The organism is Staphylococcus hominis subsp. hominis (assembly GCF_002901845.1).
Lineage (GTDB): Bacteria > Bacillota > Bacilli > Staphylococcales > Staphylococcaceae > Staphylococcus > Staphylococcus hominis.
The window spans coordinates 187,893-204,826 of the sequence record NZ_PPQE01000028.1 but is presented as its reverse complement, the minus strand read 5'-3'; the positions used below and the strand labels follow the sequence as shown (position 1 = coordinate 204,826).

The 16,934-nt window shown below is 33.4% G+C and carries 19 protein-coding genes and 1 riboswitch; of the genes, 4 read left to right on the top strand and 15 right to left on the bottom strand.

What is annotated here, in order from left to right; all coding sequences use genetic code 11:
* Positions 1-543: 543 nt before the first annotated feature.
* Complete coding sequence (locus CD034_RS11470) at positions 544-726, bottom strand: hypothetical protein (protein WP_019835089.1); 183 nt, start codon at positions 724-726, stop codon at positions 544-546.
* A 258-nt stretch (positions 727-984) separates the two neighbouring features.
* Positions 985-1,173 carry a hypothetical protein gene (locus tag CD034_RS11465; protein ID WP_002454655.1) on the bottom strand — a complete coding sequence of 63 codons (189 nt, stop codon included), beginning with the start codon at positions 1,171-1,173 and terminating at the stop codon, positions 985-987.
* A 326-nt stretch (positions 1,174-1,499) separates the two neighbouring features.
* On the opposite strand from CD034_RS11465, the gene CD034_RS11240 reads away from it, so the two are divergent.
* Positions 1,500-1,664 (top strand): hypothetical protein, encoded by a 165-nt coding sequence (locus CD034_RS11240; RefSeq protein WP_172457906.1) that lies wholly within the window; start codon positions 1,500-1,502, stop codon positions 1,662-1,664.
* Positions 1,665-1,712: 48 nt separating this feature from the next.
* Here the strand turns inward: CD034_RS11240 and isaB are convergent, their stop codons facing one another.
* Positions 1,713-2,225 carry an immunodominant staphylococcal antigen IsaB family protein gene (gene isaB, locus CD034_RS08170; protein ID WP_103288287.1) on the bottom strand — a complete coding sequence of 171 codons (513 nt, stop codon included), beginning with the start codon at positions 2,223-2,225 and terminating at the stop codon, positions 1,713-1,715.
* Between the two features lie 754 nt (positions 2,226-2,979).
* On the opposite strand from isaB, the gene CD034_RS11460 reads away from it, so the two are divergent.
* Positions 2,980-3,114 (top strand): hypothetical protein, encoded by a 135-nt coding sequence (locus CD034_RS11460; RefSeq protein WP_002488448.1) that lies wholly within the window; start codon positions 2,980-2,982, stop codon positions 3,112-3,114.
* A gap of 71 nt (positions 3,115-3,185) precedes the next feature.
* On the opposite strand, the gene rarD is transcribed toward CD034_RS11460, so the two are convergent.
* The 9 genes from rarD to lpdA form a co-directional block, all read right to left on the bottom strand.
* Entirely contained in the window at positions 3,186-4,091 is a 906-nt protein-coding gene (gene rarD / locus CD034_RS08165; RefSeq protein WP_049419903.1) for an EamA family transporter RarD, read from the bottom strand.
* Between the two features lie 137 nt (positions 4,092-4,228).
* Positions 4,229-5,971 carry a phosphomethylpyrimidine synthase ThiC gene (gene thiC, locus CD034_RS08160; protein ID WP_002449278.1) on the bottom strand — a complete coding sequence of 581 codons (1,743 nt, stop codon included), beginning with the start codon at positions 5,969-5,971 and terminating at the stop codon, positions 4,229-4,231.
* A gap of 204 nt (positions 5,972-6,175) precedes the next feature.
* Positions 6,176-6,279: riboswitch (TPP riboswitch) on the bottom strand.
* A gap of 188 nt (positions 6,280-6,467) precedes the next feature.
* Entirely contained in the window at positions 6,468-6,683 is a 216-nt protein-coding gene (locus tag CD034_RS08155; RefSeq protein ID WP_002449335.1) for a zinc ribbon domain-containing protein, read from the bottom strand.
* Between the two features lie 6 nt (positions 6,684-6,689).
* Positions 6,690-7,463 (bottom strand): hypothetical protein, encoded by a 774-nt coding sequence (locus CD034_RS08150; protein WP_002449415.1) that lies wholly within the window; start codon positions 7,461-7,463, stop codon positions 6,690-6,692.
* The gene (locus CD034_RS08145; protein ID WP_002449459.1) at positions 7,453-7,791 is read right to left on the bottom strand and encodes a PadR family transcriptional regulator; all 339 of its coding nucleotides are present in this window, start codon (positions 7,789-7,791) and stop codon (positions 7,453-7,455) included. The genes CD034_RS08150 and CD034_RS08145 overlap by 11 nt, the downstream gene beginning before the upstream one ends.
* Positions 7,792-7,944: 153 nt before the next feature.
* Positions 7,945-9,228 (bottom strand): dihydrolipoamide acetyltransferase family protein, encoded by a 1,284-nt coding sequence (locus tag CD034_RS08140; protein WP_103288286.1) that lies wholly within the window; start codon positions 9,226-9,228, stop codon positions 7,945-7,947.
* 14 nt (positions 9,229-9,242) lie between these two features.
* Positions 9,243-10,283: an alpha-ketoacid dehydrogenase subunit beta gene (locus CD034_RS08135; protein ID WP_049335336.1), complete on the bottom strand. Its 1,041-nt coding sequence runs from the start codon at positions 10,281-10,283 to the stop codon at positions 9,243-9,245.
* A gap of 69 nt (positions 10,284-10,352) precedes the next feature.
* Positions 10,353-11,306 (bottom strand): thiamine pyrophosphate-dependent dehydrogenase E1 component subunit alpha, encoded by a 954-nt coding sequence (locus CD034_RS08130; protein ID WP_103288285.1) that lies wholly within the window; start codon positions 11,304-11,306, stop codon positions 10,353-10,355.
* A 41-nt stretch (positions 11,307-11,347) separates the two neighbouring features.
* On the bottom strand, positions 11,348-12,700 hold the full coding sequence (gene lpdA / locus CD034_RS08125) for a dihydrolipoyl dehydrogenase (RefSeq protein ID WP_103288284.1): 1,353 nt from the start codon (positions 12,698-12,700) through the stop codon (positions 11,348-11,350).
* A 260-nt stretch (positions 12,701-12,960) separates the two neighbouring features.
* Between lpdA and CD034_RS08120 the strand changes: the two genes are divergently transcribed.
* Entirely contained in the window at positions 12,961-13,578 is a 618-nt protein-coding gene (locus tag CD034_RS08120; RefSeq protein ID WP_002454644.1) for a CadD family cadmium resistance transporter, read from the top strand.
* A gap of 45 nt (positions 13,579-13,623) precedes the next feature.
* On the opposite strand, the gene CD034_RS08115 is transcribed toward CD034_RS08120, so the two are convergent.
* The 3 genes from CD034_RS08115 to CD034_RS08105 form a co-directional block, all read right to left on the bottom strand.
* A complete protein-coding gene (locus tag CD034_RS08115; protein WP_049437668.1) occupies positions 13,624-14,031 on the bottom strand; it encodes a carboxymuconolactone decarboxylase family protein in 408 nt (135 codons plus the stop codon).
* 16 nt (positions 14,032-14,047) lie between these two features.
* A complete protein-coding gene (locus tag CD034_RS08110) occupies positions 14,048-15,244 on the bottom strand; it encodes a 3M3SH-releasing C-S lyase (protein ID WP_103288283.1) in 1,197 nt (398 codons plus the stop codon).
* A 177-nt stretch (positions 15,245-15,421) separates the two neighbouring features.
* On the bottom strand, positions 15,422-15,934 hold the full coding sequence (locus tag CD034_RS08105) for a DUF308 domain-containing protein (RefSeq protein ID WP_103288282.1): 513 nt from the start codon (positions 15,932-15,934) through the stop codon (positions 15,422-15,424).
* 304 nt (positions 15,935-16,238) lie between these two features.
* On the opposite strand from CD034_RS08105, the gene CD034_RS08100 reads away from it, so the two are divergent.
* Positions 16,239-16,925 (top strand): type 1 glutamine amidotransferase domain-containing protein, encoded by a 687-nt coding sequence (locus CD034_RS08100; protein ID WP_002449405.1) that lies wholly within the window; start codon positions 16,239-16,241, stop codon positions 16,923-16,925.
* Positions 16,926-16,934: the final 9 nt, after the last annotated feature.

The window sequence follows — 16,934 nt, the reverse complement described above, 5'->3', positions numbered from 1 at the left end:
ATACACACAAATTCAAAAAATCTTAATGGCGTAACAAATCTAAAAAGTTGGGCTAAAAATCAAAACGTTTTATGTGAAAAATGCTCAAAATAAAAAAGAGCCTGTGTTTAGGCTCTTTTTATCAATACATCACATACGATTATTAGCATTTCCATGTCTTTGTTTAACTAATAAATAAACACCATTTATTAAACCCAAAATAGTCCAAGCAACTGATAAGTAGACATTATCCAGACTATAAATTGGAGCCATAAAAATTAAAAAGAAAATATTCATAACAAACGAAATACGATGAAATGTACTGAGCTTATTAATATCAATTCTGTTATTTTGAATAATAAATCACCTCTTGATATTTATATTATTTCAAAATTTTTACTTTATTCCAATTGCTTTATTGACGTTGAATCTCCGAACCCATAACAAACCCAAAACTTGTCGAATGGTCGACTTAATAGGTCACGCTATGCCAACATTCGTTTGCAAGTTTAGTTAAGGGTTCTTCTCAACACAAAACAAATCTTCTTGTCATAAATGTGCATTTTATTTTTTACTTTTATTTCCTTTTAAAACATAAGTAAATAAAGTCATAAATATTGCAAAAAACAATGCAGAAATAAGACTTGGATATACATCAAAATCAAGGAGGGGTATCACTAAATCAAGTAGCAAATTTAAAATAAAAAAAGAAACAAAGAAATATACGAAATATAAAACAAATTTCAAAATTAATCTTCCTTTTCCAACAAAACGTTATCACAAACATAATTTTAAATATCCCTTTCGCAGAGTATTTTGATTATGGTTTTTATTATTATGTGATTCTTGTGTCTGTTTCTTATCCTCTCGATTTTCATCAACTAATGTTTATCGACCATGCACTTAATAATATAGTACTAATTAATGCTATACTTAATACTTTTTCATCATTAAAATATCCCAACCTTCTAAGATACTTAACTTCTTAGATGATCTCTTTATTTATCATTTCCAATATTTACTTTTAGAATTATAAATTACAGACGCTATTCCAAAACTGGCTATAATAAAAATGAGTATGTATATGGAAAAGTTATCAGTCTGTATGTAAAATTTAAAAAGAAGAAACAATAAGAAAGCCACGATGAAATACACAGGAATAAATGCTTTTTTCCAAAAGATAGAATCTTTCATGAATATCCTCCTTTAATAATATTTTTTTATCCATATATTAAGGTTAACATTTTATATTAATCTATTTCTAAAACTATTTGTATCATTATATTTTATTCTCATATGTAAAAATTTAGAATATAAATAAGTGTCTTAGGTATGTTTAAATTATAGTTTTAACAAATTATATACGTAGCTTTCTAAATATACTTTTAAAATTTCAGCTATAATAAATAATCGTAATGCCTTTTATCATTATTGTAATTGCACGAAAATGATAGTTGATTGTTATTTTAAATCACGTTATGTTTGAAACAAAAATTCTAGATGTACAAGGAGATCATTACATGAAATTTATTAGTATTGTTTTAGGATTGCTAGTTATCATTTCATGGTTATTTGTTTTACGAGAATACCAACATGGACATGAGCAAACAGAAAAAGGAAAGTTAGTCATTATCATTGCTTGTATATTGACTTTCATTATGACATTAATCAATACACTCGATTAACAAAAAAACAGCACCTCACAATGAGGTGCTGCTCTTTTATATCTTCTATTATGACACAGTAACATGATCCACGTAGCCATCCGTAACATGGAATGTAATATGACCTTTACCTACTGTGTAACCGTATAATCCTTCTGTTTTATCTGCTTGTTTTTTAGACAATGGTTGTTGATATTGATAATGATCTCCGTAAACGTCTTTCACTTGTTCTAAGCTTACTTTTTTAGGTGCGACCTTAAAATCAATCATTGCTGCTGTGTTGCCTTTGACTTGATTAAATGTTTGGTCATACTTCGTCGTTGTTGATGTACCGTTTTGATACTGATCATTCACTTTAATTCCGTTAAATGTCACATTTCCAGCTTTTAACGCATTATAGAACGTGTGATTTAATACGAATTCGCCACCTGATTTTGTATAACCTTGATAATGATAACCTTGTGACGTTTGTGTTTGTGCATGTGCTTCATGTGATACACCGTTATGCTCAGTTACATTAAACCCTAATACTGTTCCTAAAGTAATACCACCAACGACCATTGCTTTTGCAAATTTCTTCATTATGGATCACTCCTCTTATAGAATTATAATGAACTTCCACCTTTAATATATAATATTACACTCATACATTCAAAATTTTTATAAATTAAAATATAATTTTATTTAAAAATAATTAATTGAAAGACTAATTAATTATATAATACTTATAATATTACTCTGCTTTTTTATTCTTTCATTATTTTTAATTTATATTTAATACATGTTAGCCTTAAATCATACATATTTTAATTGATAAGGAGATTACTAATGAAAACAATACGTTATTTCCTATATTTTTTTATCGTTTATTTTATAATCTTTTACTTAGCACAACGACTATTAAAATTAGATTTAGGTATTGTGCGTTGTTTCATTTCATCCGTCATTTTCGCTATAATGATGAGTTATTTTGCTTACTTTGCGAAGAAACTTAATAGATAATGCCTATGTTTATTTGTCATACTTCTGCTTCATTCTATTAACGGTACTTCTTTCTATATCAGTAGTATTCCTATGAAATATTAAAAAGCATCATGACATGGTATCAATTGCTAGAAATGTAAATAATAAAAAATATGTAGCATGGATATATGCAGACTTCTTAGATGTAAAGGAAGTATTGTCTATAATAAAGATCATTGGTGTAGCTATGTATCTTGTTCACTCCACAATACCTTTATCAAAATTAACGATGGACATGTTTTTTTTTTATAAAAACGGGAATACTTTACTATACGCTTTAACTACGTAAAACTTAATAAATGGAGGTCATATTATGGCTGGATATAAATCACCAGGACGTAAAATTTCTGAATATATTGGCATTATTGCTATCGTAGCAGTATTTGCTGGCGTTTTTTATAAAAATTTTAAAAATGAAAACCAAACTGGTAACGGTTCTTTAGGCTAATTTAAATAATTTTTATAGATGATAAATAGAGCCACCCTTCACTCATTAAGTAGTGAGGGGTGGCTTGTTTTTTATTCTGGTCTAGGACTACGTTTCATTTTAATATATTGAGAGATACTATAAAGCGCAATACCAATCCAAATAAAGATAAATGTAATGAATTGGTGGATATCGAATTTCTCTTTAAATACGAAGATCCCTAGTAAAAAGATAATCGTTGGACTGACGTATTGAATAAATCCTGTCAGTGATAGTGGAATGCGACGAGCACCCGCTGAGAATAAAATAAGTGGTACAGCTGTCACCGCTCCAGAAAATAAGAGTAAAAATGTACTTATATTCAAACCGACTGATGATTGGTGTGCTTGCCATAAATAAATGATATAAATCAGTCCTGCTGGTGCTGTCACAATACATTCAATCGCAATCCCACTCATCGCTTCAACACGTACCAATTTTTTTAGTAAACCATAAATCCCAAATGAGAATGCCAGCATTAAAGAAATAATTGGAAATTCTCCTATCTTCATTGTCATGTAAATGACGCCAATTGCGGCTGATACAATTGCTAACGTTTCAAATTTATTGAAACGCTCTTTTAAGAAAATAAATGCGAGTAAGACACTCACCAATGGATTAATGTAATAACCTAAACTAGTTTGTAGCACATGACCATTAGACACTGCCCAAATGAACGTTCCCCAGTTAATCGTAATCACATAACCTGCAATGATAATCGCAACCAGTTGAATCGGATGTGCTATGAGTTGATTGATATCATGTTTAAGCACTTGTGATTTTTTTAATACAAAAATCATTAGAATCATAAAAACCATCGCAAGGATAATGCGATACGCTAAAATTTCAAATGCGCTAATACCGTGAATGAATCTCCAATAAATAGGGAGGATTCCCCATAATAAATGCGCCCCTAACGCAAATAAAATTCCTTTTTTAAATTCTGCATGATTATCCATGCTAAACCCTCCTAGCAATATTACCCTGGAAATATGTATAACACTATCGTATCAGTAGTTAGACGAAATGGGTATATCTAGGAGAATTTTTTGAAAAAAGGTAGCCATTTTATATCACTACCTCTTTACCATTATCATTAATGATATATTGTATTGCCGCCTTCTCTAAATTCTTCGGCTTTCTTTTTCATGCCTTCAAGTTGTTCTTTGTAGGAATCGCGAATATCATGTGATAAGCGCATTGAACAGAATTTTGGTCCACACATACTACAGAAATGTGCAATTTTCGCTGATTCTGCGGGTAATGTTTCATCGTGAAATTCTCTTGCTCGATCAGGATCTAATGCAAGGTTGAATTGATCAATCCAACGAAACTCAAAGCGTGCTTTACTAATTGCATCGTCGCGTTCTGTTGCCCCTGGTAAGCCTTTAGATAAATCTGCTGCATGTGCAGCAATTTTATAAGTGACGACACCTTCACGTACGTCATCTTTATTTGGTAAACCTAAATGTTCTTTAGGTGTCACGTAACATAACATTGCCGTACCATGGCTCGCAATTTGAGCAGCACCAATGGCAGACGTAATATGGTCATATGCTGGTGCGATGTCTGTTACAAGAGGTCCTAATGTATAAAATGGTGCTTCTTTACAATAGAAATCTGCTAAATCTTGGTTTTCTTTAATTTTATGCATTGGAATATGCCCTGGACCTTCAATCATAACTTGCACATTATATTTCCAAGCAATATCCGTTAACTCACCTAAAGTTTTCAACTCCGCAAATTGACTTTCATCGTTAGCGTCATAAATTGAACCAGGACGCAAACCATCTCCTAGAGAAATAGCAACATCATACTTACTTAAAATTTCACAAATCTCATCGAAGTGTGTATATAAAAAGCTTTCTTCGTGATGTGCAAGACACCATTGTGCAATAATTGAGCCACCACGAGAAACAATCCCAGTCAAACGATCAACAGTTAATGGAATATAATGAAGACGTAATCCTGCGTGAATAGTAAAATAATCGACCCCTTGTTCAGCTTGTTCAATTAATGTATCTCTATACGCTTCCCATGTTAAATCTTCTGCCACCCCATTTACTTTTTCTAACGCTTGATAGATTGGCACTGTTCCTACTGGTACAGGTGAGTTACGTAAGAGATACTCACGAGTTGTATGGATATTTTTTCCTGTAGATAAATCCATAATCGTATCTGCACCCCAATGTGTGGCCCAAACTAATTTTTCAATTTCTGCTTCAATAGATGATGACACAATAGAGTTACCAATGTTTGCGTTGATTTTTACTGAGAAGTTTTTACCAATAATCATTGGTTCAGATTCAGGATGATTGATATTATTAGGGATAATCGCGCGTCCTCTCGCAATTTCTTCCCTTACAAATTCTGGTTCCACTTGTTCCCTAATTGCTACAAATTTCATTTCTTTAGTGATAATCCCTTGTTTAGCGTAGTACATTTGTGTCACAGGTGTCTCTTTACTGCTACGTCTTGGTTGATATTCAAATGGATGAGCTACATAGTTTTTATGGCCTTCTTTTGAAAAACCATTATCAATCGATTGAATACGACGACCTTCATAATGTTCAACGTCTTCACGTGCTTCAATCCATGCATCGCGAACCTTTGGAAGTCCGTGATTGATATCAACCTCATAACTGTCATCATGATAAGGACCTGCTGTATCGTACACTACGACAGGTTCATTTTGAAAACTACGTTGTTCTAATTGGGTATCAGAAAGTTCAATTTCTCGAAATGGCACAAAGATATCACTATCCTTACCCTCGCCTTTTTTAAAAATACGTTTACTTGCTGGAAAAGTTCTTTTAAAATTGATTTTTTCTTGTTTCATTAACAATGCCTCCTAAGTTAGGTTACTAGAAGGGTCTAAATATCACTGATTATATGATTCATAAAAAAAGCATTCAGCTTAATACTGAATGCATAAGAATAAGTGAATATATACGAAAATATATGTAAGTATCATAATGAAGAAAATGATTCATCGTTAAATTGACCTTTTCATCAAATTATGAAAACATCCATATGTCATTGTAAAGTGACTCACTGGCTTCCCTACGCTAGTATTAACTAGATCAGGTTCAAAGGGTTGGAACATGATGTTCCTTTCAGCAATATAAAGCACCCCTAGCAGAGATTATTAAATTATAGGTTACTTAACCTATACTTATACAATGACTTAAAATTCCAAGAATATCAAGTCAATATATTAAATATTTTTTATAACTTTTAGACATCCGAAAGTCTAACTTCACACAACCCGAAGTCTTACTTAAAGATTGAAAAAGCAGCAACCACAAGGGTTACTGCTGTTCTATTTTTTTGACTTATCCTCCAAAGAACAAATCAATAAAGTCTCTACTTCGGTTTCTATCTTGTTTATAAAATTCGGTATATCCACAATTTTTACAAGTTATCGTCTTAAAATTATTATGTTGTACATCTAAAAATTTAGACAATCCTGATCCTGTTGCTGATAACGTTCCTTCTTCTATTTCTGTATGACCACATTTTATACAACCTTGATTTTGATTTTCTGACATAATGAATCACTCCTTCACTTTATTTTTACGTTTTTTAAATGTAGAGATGAAAAACGCAATATTCAATATTAACAATAACGCAATGGCTACGATCAGTGAAACAATAATAGATTGAGATTCTGAGCGACTGTACATTTTAACTACCCATCCAATTATATCTGGCAAACAAACAATAAATATCACTAAAGCGAACAAACGCTGTTTCAAAACAAAACATAAAATCATTACAATTAACAACAGAATCAGTCCTATGATCACACTTTTTGATTCAGTTAGTGTAATGATATAATAAATGGGATAGTGTTTTGTAAGGTACGTACTTAATAGGATGAATCCAAAAATAACTGCTCCCCATATAAAAGCATAAATATATATTCGTCGTTGCTCTCCATACTTTACGAGACCCTTTCTAATTAAGAAAAAAGGTAAAATCGTAGTTATACAAAAGATAAATAAAATATTAATAATAAAACCAATTGTTACATTAAGTTGTTCTGTAAAAAAGTTTGGGATAATAAAAATAGCTAGCATAAATGCTGAAAATAAAGCTAAGTATTTAAATAATCCCCTAGTTAAAATTATATATTCTGAGAACTGATCAGCATAATCTTTTACTGAAGTATTTAGAATATCACTAACATCATCATGATTCTTTTCGGCAAGTTCGAAATGATCTCTTAACTCTTCTATAATATCATTAACCTCATGTTCATCTTTACCTCTAAATAAGAGTTCAGCCTTTAACTTAAATAAGTAGTCTTCTTTTTCTTTACTTATCATCATTATCACTCCTGAATATATGGTTCATACCTTTATTGAGCGCTTGCCACTTTTCTTTAAATTGCTGTAATTCTTTGAGTCCACTTTCTGAAATGGTATAGTACTTACGATTAGGTCCACCATTATCCGATTTACGCATGGTTGTATGTACATAACCTTTTTTATCTAGTCTTAAGAGCACTGGATAAATACTGCCATCACTAATTTCAGGAAATTGATGTTCCTTTAATTTCTCAAGAATTTCATATCCATACGTTTCTCCTTTTGCAATAAGACCTAAAATTGCTCCATCTAAAAGTCCTTTCATTATTTGATTAGATATTGTCATGTAATCACCTTTTACTAACTATCTTATAATATAAGATAGTATAAAATAATAGCTCCGTCAACTAACTTATAATGTAAGATAGTTGAGTATAAATAAAGCCCCAGAAGTACTTTATACTCCTGGGGGTCTTCATGATAAAAAGTTATTTATTATCTATAACATCAATAGATATGGATTTTCAATATATTTAGCAAGTACTTTTAAGAAATCAGCTGCGCCTGCGCCATCTAAGATTTGATGATCGAATGTTAAACTTAATGGGATACGAGAGATTTGTTTTACATGATCTCCTTCAAGAACAAGTTCTTTAGCTAGAGCACCGACACCTAAGATACCTGTTTCACCTAAATTTAAAATTGGTGTGAAGTATTCGATACCACTTGCACCCATATTTGTAATTGTAAATGTCGCACCACTAAGTTGAACGTCACCTGTATTTCCTTCACGTACTGCTTCAGCTGATATTTTAATTTCTTTTGCTAAAGTGCCAATACTTTTAGTATTTGCATTGTCAATGACTGGCACCATAAGACCATCTTCAAGTGATGTCGCAATACCTAAATGTACATCATCGTATTCTGTTAATTCACCGTTTTCATAACGAGCGTTCATTGCACCATATTCTTTTAATGCTAGGACTACTGCTTTAGCTAATAAAGCTGTGACTGTCAATTTTACATCTTGATCTGCATCTTTTAATTCTTCAGATAATCGAGCTTTAAAGTCTAATAAACGATCTGCGTTGACTTTGCGATGTAATGTTAATTGAGCAGTATTATTAAGACTTTGACGCATATTTTGAGCAATACGTTGACGCATTGGGTTTAGACCTTCACCAATGCTAGACACATCGAAGTTGTGTGCCGTTGAAGATGCACTTTCGTTAGACGTACCCGCTTCACCTTCATAATCATAGCCTTCTGAGTCTACACGTTGAATATCTAATTTTGTAATACGATCATTTCCACCTGTACCTTTAATTCTTGTGATATCAAGGTCCTTATCTTTAGCCATATTACGTGCTAATGGAGAGATAAAGATACGGTCACGTTGTTCAGGCTTCGCTTCTTTTTCTGTATCTTTTTTATCAGATTGTTCTTCATTTGAAGAAGCTTGTTGATCTTCAGACGTTGTGTCGTTATCTTTATTCTCTTGGGTAGTTTCTTCAGAATCATCGTCATCGCTTCCTACGTCTTCGCCTTCTTCTCCGATGATACCAAGCACTGCTTTTACTTTTGCATCTTCGCCTGCTTGTACTTTGATTTTTAGTAATGTTCCACTTGTAGGTGCTTCGACATCGTTTGTTAATTTTTCAGAGCTAATTGTGACAATGCTTTCGCCTTCTTCTACTGTATCGCCTTCTGATTTAAACCAATCTTCTACAGTACCTTCTTTCATTGTCATACCAAGCTTTGGCATAATAATATTTTCACTCATTGTGATACACCTCCCTACACGTTAGCCTTTTTTAAGTCATCAACTAATTCAGATGCTACGTCTAATACTTTATCTGCATTTGGAATATATGCCGCTTCTAAGTTTGATGCAAATGGTACTGGTGTATCTGGTGCTGTTACTTTTTTGATTGGACCGTCTAAATAATCGAATCCAATATCACCGATGACAGAAGCGACGTCACCAGCAATGTTACATTGTGGACTTGATTCATCAATAACAATTAAGCGTCCTGTTTTTTTCACTGATTCTAAAACTGTATCTTGATCCCATGGAGACACTGAACGTAAATCGATGACTTCTACTGAAACATTATCTTCTTCAAGTCGGTCAGCTGTTTCTTCAGCCACTGCAACCATTTTACCAATTGCGACAATAGTTAAATCATCACCTTCTCGTGTAACATTGGCTTTACCAATCTCAATCGTATAAGGTTCTTCAGGGACATTACTTTTTTGACCAAGTAATGTTTTATCTTCTGAAAATACAACTAAGTTATCGTCTTGAATCGCTGACATTAATAATCCTTTTGCATCATATGGATTTGATGGTACAACTACTTTAACACCTGGAATTGTTGCGAACATATTATATAGAGATTGAGAGTGTTGTGCTGCCGCACTTGCGCCAGCGCCATGAACGGTACGTACCACTAATGGAATTTTAGCTTTACCACCAAACATATATCTCATTTTTGCACCTTGGTTTAAAATTGGGTCTAAACCAAAGCCAATAAAATCGTTAAACATGAGTTCTGCGATGGGACGTAATCCGGTAGCTGCTGATCCTACAGCTGCACTTAATGTAATATGTTCAGAAATAGGTGTATCAATCACTCGTTTACGACTATATTTTTTAGCCAGTCCTTTTGTAACACCGAATACGCCACCAAATGTATCGTCGTCTTGAATATGTTCTACTTTTGCGCCACCTGAAACGTCTGTACCAATTAAGATGACATTTTCATCTTTCTCCATAGATTGATCAATCGCTTCATTAATCGCGCCCATAAATGTTAATTTACGTTCTTCACTCATCGTAAAAACCTCCTCGTCTGGTTAGGTTCGTTCTTATCTATTTCTTCATTTTAGTGCTTTAAAGGTTTGTTATGCAAAAACATCTTTGTATAGTGAATCTTCATCTGGTAATTCACTTTCGTCCGCAAATTTCACAGCATCTTCTACGGCTTGTTCAGCTGTGTTTTCAATATCATCTGCTTCTTCTTCAGTTAACCAACCTTCTTCAATCGCTTGTTTTCTGAATTCTACAGTGGCATTTTTATCTGCATTACGATCATCTGGTGATTTAACTTTTTGTTCGTCACCTTCAAAGTGACCATATTTACGATACGTATCACATTCGATTAATGTAGGACCTTCACCTTTTTTAGCACGTTCTACTGCTTCTTGTGTCGCTTGATAGACGTCTAAAACATCCATGCCATCCACACGTACGCCTGGCATATTATATGCAGAAGCACGTTCTGCAATTGTTTCAGATGCACTTGCATAGTCGTGTGTCGTACCTTCAGCGAATTGGTTGTTCTCACAGACAAAGATAACTGGCAAGTTTAAAATTGAAGCGAAGTTTAAACCTTCATGGAATGTTCCTTCATTTGCGGCACCATCACCAAAGAAGCATACCGCCACATTGTCTTTACCTTGGTTAATAATTGAAATACTTGCACCAATCGCAAGACCAAAACCGCCACCTACGATACCATTGGCACCGAGCATCCCTTTGTCAATTTCGGCAACATGCATTGAGCCACCTTTACCATGACCTAAACCATCACGTTTACCCATGATTTCTGCCATCATACCGTTTAAATCGCAACCTTTTGCGATAGCATGTCCATGACCACGGTGTGTACTTGTAATATAATCATCGTCAGTCAGTTGTGACATGACACCTGTGGCAACGGCTTCTTCACCGACATATAAATGTACAAATCCTGGGATTTGACCATCACTAAAAATTTTGTGTACCTTCTCTTCAAAAAATCGAATTTCATTCATTGTTTTATAAATCCAACGTGCTTGTTCTTTTTCCATTTTCATTGTCAATTCCTCCTATCTTTCATAGGGCGTAAGTGTAATAACTACATGTGAATTGCAGAACCAAAGTATGCATCCGCACCTTCGCCAATCGCTTCTAATAATGCTGGATGTGGTTGAATTATTTCGGATAATTCATAGATGGTACCTTCTGACGCTTTTACTCCTAGGACTTCGCCAATTAAATCTGTCGCATGAGGTCCTACAATAAAGGCGCCGAGTATTTCCCCATATGTTTGATCAATAACTAATTTTATAATTCCTTCATTTTCCCCTTTAATGAGCGCCTTCGCATTACCTTGAAACGCTGATTGTGTGACTTTCACATCATATCCCGCTTCTTTGGCTTGCTCTTCTGATAAGCCAATGGATGCCGCTTCAAGTCGTGTATAAATACAACGTGTAATGTTCTCTTGACGAACAAGTGGTGGGTGTTCTCCAGCAAGTGTTTCTGCTACATGAATACCATGTGCACTTGCAGCATGTGCAAGTTGATAACCTTTGACTAAATCACCAATCGCATAGACATGTTTTTGACTTGTTTGATAATGGTCATCGACTTTAAAGAACTTTCCATCCATCTCTAAATTTAAATCTTTAGCCACTTGTGTATTCGGTTGTCTACCTGTCGCGACAAGTAACGTGTCGAAGCTGACGTCATCTTGACCATCAAGTACAATTTTAGTTTTATCTACTGTTTTAATTTTCGCCTTTGTAATAATGTTAATGTCTTGATTTTCTAAATGAGATTTTAATAACTCACGTGTATCATCAATTTCAGTAAGTAAAATATCATCTGCCACTTCAACAATGGTTACGTTCACGCCAAGATCAGCCATTGATGAAGCGAGTTCTGTTGCGATGACACCACCGCCAATCACTGCTAATTGTTTAGGTAGTTGTTTTAAATCGAAAAATGTATCTGTTGTTTCATAATCGACGTTATCTAATCCATCAATAGGTGGTACAAATGGTTTACTACCTGTCGCTAAAATAATATCTTTACCTTGATACGTTTCATTATTTACTTTTACGTTTAAGTCTTTTGAAATGCTTGCTTCTCCCTCAATATAAGCTACTTTGTTTTTCTTTAGTAACTGTTTAACGCCACCCGTAAGTGTTTGTACCACTTTCTTTTTACGTTGTACAAATTTAGGAAAATCGATATTTAATTCTTTCGTCGTCATTCCCCAGTCATTAGCAACTTGAATGCTATGTGCTTTTTCCCCGTGTTCTAATAATGTTTTAGATGGAATGCAACCCACATTTAAACAAGTGCCTCCAGCATTGAATTTTTCAATGACTGCCACCTTTTTACCTAATTGCGCGGCACGAATGGCTGATACATAGCCTCCAGGTCCTGCACCAATCACAATCAAATCATATGATTCACTCATGAATGAACGCCTCCTTCCATAAGAGAACTTTTATTATTTTTAATATAAAGAGATTTTTGTAAGCGATTTCTAATCTCTTCATTTTCATTTTACACTTTATATTTTGAATTTTCAAATTATTTAGTATTTATTTTTTTTTATTTTTTCCATGCAAGTAGACATTAAAAATTTGGTGAAAATTTTAAAATAAAATCTATATAATTCTTATTTGAAATACGTTATACTTTATTCAATATCACTTTTAAAAGGACAGTTAAACTATGATTCAAACTATCATTACTGCTGCGATATTGTATATCGCAACTGCAGTCGACTTACTTGTTATTTTGCTTATTTTTTTCGCGCGAGCACAGACAAAAAAAGAATATAGAAATATTTATATCGGTCAATATGTAGGATCTGTGACATTGATTGTCGTAAGTTTATTCTTTGCCTTTGTCTTAAATTATGTACCTGAAAAATGGATCTTAGGATTACTTGGTCTTATTCCTATCTATTTAGGATTAAAAGTAGCTATTTTTGATGATTGTGAAGGAGAAAAAAGAGCGAAACAAGAACTAGACAAACACGGATTAACTAAACTAATTGGCACGGTGGCGTTAGTGACGATCGCGAGTTGCGGAGCAGATAACATTGGATTATTTGTCCCTTACTTTGTCACATTAAGCGTCTCTGAACTCATTGTGACACTAATCGTCTTTTTAGTTTTAATCTATGTCTTAGTGTTTACTGCACAGAAGCTTGCATCTATTCCTGAAATCGGAGAAACTGTAGAGAAGTTCAGTCGTTGGATCATGGCAGTGGTCTATATTGGACTTGGTTTATTTATTATTATCGAAAACCATACCTTGCAGACGATTTGGGGAATGTTATTTTAAATGAAAATTATTAAAGGACTCTAACCTAAGCTAGAGTCCTTTTATTTAAGGTTCTAATTTCATCATCGCACCAAATTGTTGTTGGGCATTTGTAAATGTGATGAACGTAATAAGTTCGACAATTTCTTTATCTGATAAATGAGACGTTAAGACCTCTGTGTACGTTGTAGGTATTTGATCTCCCAATTTGATATAGACTTCTGTAAATCCTATACATATTGCTGATTTTTCATCTGTTAGACTCCCGGTAGGCTTGCCTTTTGCTTTACAATATTGGCAACCATTTTTCTGAGCTAGCATACGGCGTATCTCTTCTTTAAGTTCTGCGTTTAACGCGCTAGTATTTTCTAGTGTGTCACTCAATGCTGACCACGTCTTCATAATGTCTTCGTGATGACCTAATAATTGTTGAAATGGTGTATGACCTATGTGTGAGGGTTCAATAATAGCCATGATATGTCCCTCCTATTTAAACTAAAGCCGCTTTTATTTTCTGTAGTCCCTTTTTCATCACTTCTCTAGGAACTGCAATATTAATTCTAATATGACCCTCTGCGTTATGAACAAATTGCTCTGCGCCTTCAATGATAACACCAGCGTTTTTAATAAAGAATTTCGCCATTGATTCATCAATATCTTTTTCTTTAATATAATAGCTTAAATCTACCCAAGCTAAATACGTTGCCTCTGGAATTTTAAACTCTGCATGTGGTAGTTCTTTTTCTAGGAAATCTGCTAAATAGTTAAAGTTATCGTCTAAATAATGATTCATTGCTTGTAACCAATCTTCGCCTTTTTCATAAGCAGCTTGCGTGGCAACCACACTTAGAGGATTTTCCGTACCAAAGTGATGTGTATTCCAAGTTTTTAGAAGCGATTCATTTTGAATAATGATATTTGAAAACATCAAACCTGCAATGTTGAAAGCTTTACTTTGAGACATAGTTGTAATGATTTTGTCGTAATCAGGGACAGCTTTGGCAAATGGGGTATGTGATTGACCTGAACGTTTGATATCACAATGGATTTCATCTGAAATGAGCCATACATCATTCTCTTTCATAATTTGACCTAATGTGGATAACTCTTCTTCTGACCAGACACGTCCCGTTGGATTATGTGGATTCGCAAAAATGCATAATTTAATATTTTCTGTTTCTACTTTTTTACGTACATCATCAAAATCAATCTCATAATATCCATGATGATTGATTAGTGGAGAATATACTGTTGAAATATGATTTTTATCACATGCCATTTTAAATGGTCCATAACTCGGCGTAACAATTAATGCTTTATCATCCTTATCACAAATATAACCTACAAGTTCAATTAACCCAGCCACAATACCGTGAGAGAATACGAGGTACTCTTGAGGAAAAGTGAAACCATAACGTTTCTTTGTCCAAGATACAAAAGCTTCATAATATTCAGAACCGAAGACGTTTGTGTAACCTAAAATTTTCTTATTTAAACGTTCACGAATCGCATTTAATACGACTTCTGGTGTACCAAAGTCCATATCTGCTACCCACATACGAATCAATTCATCATTATCTTTTAAATCTGACGTATCTGCATTACCAAAAAGATAACCTTTGTAGCCTTCCACATTCATTGAATTTGTATAACGACGATCAATGATTTCATCAAAATTGTAATTCACGATAGTTCCTCCTAAACATGTTCATGTGTTTTATCAATTATCATTCTAATACTTACGTTATATTCTGTATATCAACTTTACTTTTCATTCAACGCAGTAGACACGCTTTTTAAGCGAAAAACTCCTCACTTTTACATCAGTGAAGAGTTTAAAATTTAATATGTTTGAATACATATATTATGCTAGACCCTCAATAACGTATGTCACACCTAGGACTGCGAATGTAAATGCGATTAAGGTTGAAACAAAAATCATACCCATCATTGGATTAAATAATAAGATCATCCCTAAAATAATCCCTAGGATATTTACGATAATTGATAAACCACGTAATTGATGTTGTTGTGATAGTGTAAACAGACCGATAACCGAACTGAAAATAAACCAAAACGCAAACATAAATACAAAGAATACTGAACTTGCTCCAACATTAAATACAACAAGAATACCAAAAATTAAATCGATAATACCATTAATTAAAATTAATTTTGTATTTACTCCTACGAGTTTTTTTGCCGTACGACGGAATAAAAGTTGAATGACACCGCCTACCATAATGAGTAAGCCAATCAGCCAAGTCAGTGTATAGAAGTTTTGAACTGGATTACTAAATATAACCACGGCAATAATCAGTAATAGCGTACCAATGATTAAACTTGACCAATTTAATTTTCCACTATCTTGGGCCATTATTATCTCTCCTTTTTTATATTTAAAATTATATTTAAAGATCACTACAAGTATAATTTATCTATCATTAGAACACAAAAAACCTCACTAATCTATTGACTAGTGAGGATACTTTTACGAATTCATAGAATTGGTAAATTGTATATTAGTATGTACCACCATTAAGATTTTTCAAACAACTTTTGCAAAATTATTTTCAATCACATTAATTTATAATTTTAATATAAAAAATATACCTAGTATGTGTTATTCCTCTTTAAAAATGGGTAATTATGAATTACGTAAACAATTTAGGAGGTATACAATGAGTAAAGCATTAGTTGTAGTTACAAGCGTTTCAAAATATCCTGATATGAATCGTCCAACTGGATTATGGTTGGGTGAAGTCGTTCACTTTGCAGATGTATTATACAAAAATGGTTATGATATCGATTATATTAGTCCAGAAGGTGGCTATACAGCTATCGATCCTGCAAGTCTACAAGAAGATATGATGTCTGAATTAGATTGGAAATATTATCAAGATAAAGACTTCATGACACGTCTTGGTAGTACACTTACACCAGATGCCGTACGTGCTGAAGATTATGATATTATCTATTACGCAGGTGGTCACGGAACAATTTGGGACTTCAAAGATAATAAAGATTTACAGGAATTAACACGTAAAATTTATGAAAATAACGGTGCAGTTTCTTCTGTATGCCATGGTGCTATCGGCCTATTAAATGTCACAGATAGTGAAGGTAATTCTATTATTAATGGTAAAACTGTAACTGGTTTCTCTAATACTGAAGAAGAAGCAGTTGGCTTAGCAGATAAAGTTCCTTATTTAACAGAAGATGAACTTAAAAATCGTGGTGCACATTACGAAAAAGGTGACAACTGGAGTCAATTCGCTGTTATTGACGGTCATGTGATTACAGGTCAAAATCCACAATCTGGTAAAGCTGTAGCTGAAAAATTCTTAGAATTAAAAAACAATAAATAAGACACCCCG

Bases quoted from the DNA above. Each gene is read 5' to 3' on its own strand.
- CD034_RS11465 (WP_002454655.1), bottom strand. From the start codon at position 1,173: ATGAAAGATTCTATCTTTTGGAAAAAAGCATTTATTCCTGTGTATTTC.
- CD034_RS11240 (WP_172457906.1), top strand. From the start codon at position 1,500: ATGAAATTTATTAGTATTGTTTTAGGATTGCTAGTTATCATTTCATGG.
- isaB (WP_103288287.1), bottom strand. From the start codon at position 2,225: ATGAAGAAATTTGCAAAAGCAATGGTCGTTGGTGGTATTACTTTAGGA.
- CD034_RS11460 (WP_002488448.1), top strand. From the start codon at position 2,980: ATGGCTGGATATAAATCACCAGGACGTAAAATTTCTGAATATATTGGC.
- rarD (WP_049419903.1), bottom strand. From the start codon at position 4,091: ATGGATAATCATGCAGAATTTAAAAAAGGAATTTTATTTGCGTTAGGG.
- thiC (WP_002449278.1), bottom strand. From the start codon at position 5,971: ATGAAACAAGAAAAAATCAATTTTAAAAGAACTTTTCCAGCAAGTAAA.
- CD034_RS08155 (WP_002449335.1), bottom strand. From the start codon at position 6,683: ATGTCAGAAAATCAAAATCAAGGTTGTATAAAATGTGGTCATACAGAA.
- CD034_RS08150 (WP_002449415.1), bottom strand. From the start codon at position 7,463: ATGATAAGTAAAGAAAAAGAAGACTACTTATTTAAGTTAAAGGCTGAA.
- CD034_RS08145 (WP_002449459.1), bottom strand. From the start codon at position 7,791: ATGACAATATCTAATCAAATAATGAAAGGACTTTTAGATGGAGCAATT.
- CD034_RS08140 (WP_103288286.1), bottom strand. From the start codon at position 9,228: ATGAGTGAAAATATTATTATGCCAAAGCTTGGTATGACAATGAAAGAA.
- CD034_RS08135 (WP_049335336.1), bottom strand. From the start codon at position 10,283: ATGAGTGAAGAACGTAAATTAACATTTATGGGCGCGATTAATGAAGCG.
- CD034_RS08130 (WP_103288285.1), bottom strand. From the start codon at position 11,306: ATGAAAATGGAAAAAGAACAAGCACGTTGGATTTATAAAACAATGAAT.
- lpdA (WP_103288284.1), bottom strand. From the start codon at position 12,700: ATGAGTGAATCATATGATTTGATTGTGATTGGTGCAGGACCTGGAGGC.
- CD034_RS08120 (WP_002454644.1), top strand. From the start codon at position 12,961: ATGATTCAAACTATCATTACTGCTGCGATATTGTATATCGCAACTGCA.
- CD034_RS08115 (WP_049437668.1), bottom strand. From the start codon at position 14,031: ATGGCTATTATTGAACCCTCACACATAGGTCATACACCATTTCAACAA.
- CD034_RS08105 (WP_103288282.1), bottom strand. From the start codon at position 15,934: ATGGCCCAAGATAGTGGAAAATTAAATTGGTCAAGTTTAATCATTGGT.
- CD034_RS08100 (WP_002449405.1), top strand. From the start codon at position 16,239: ATGAGTAAAGCATTAGTTGTAGTTACAAGCGTTTCAAAATATCCTGAT.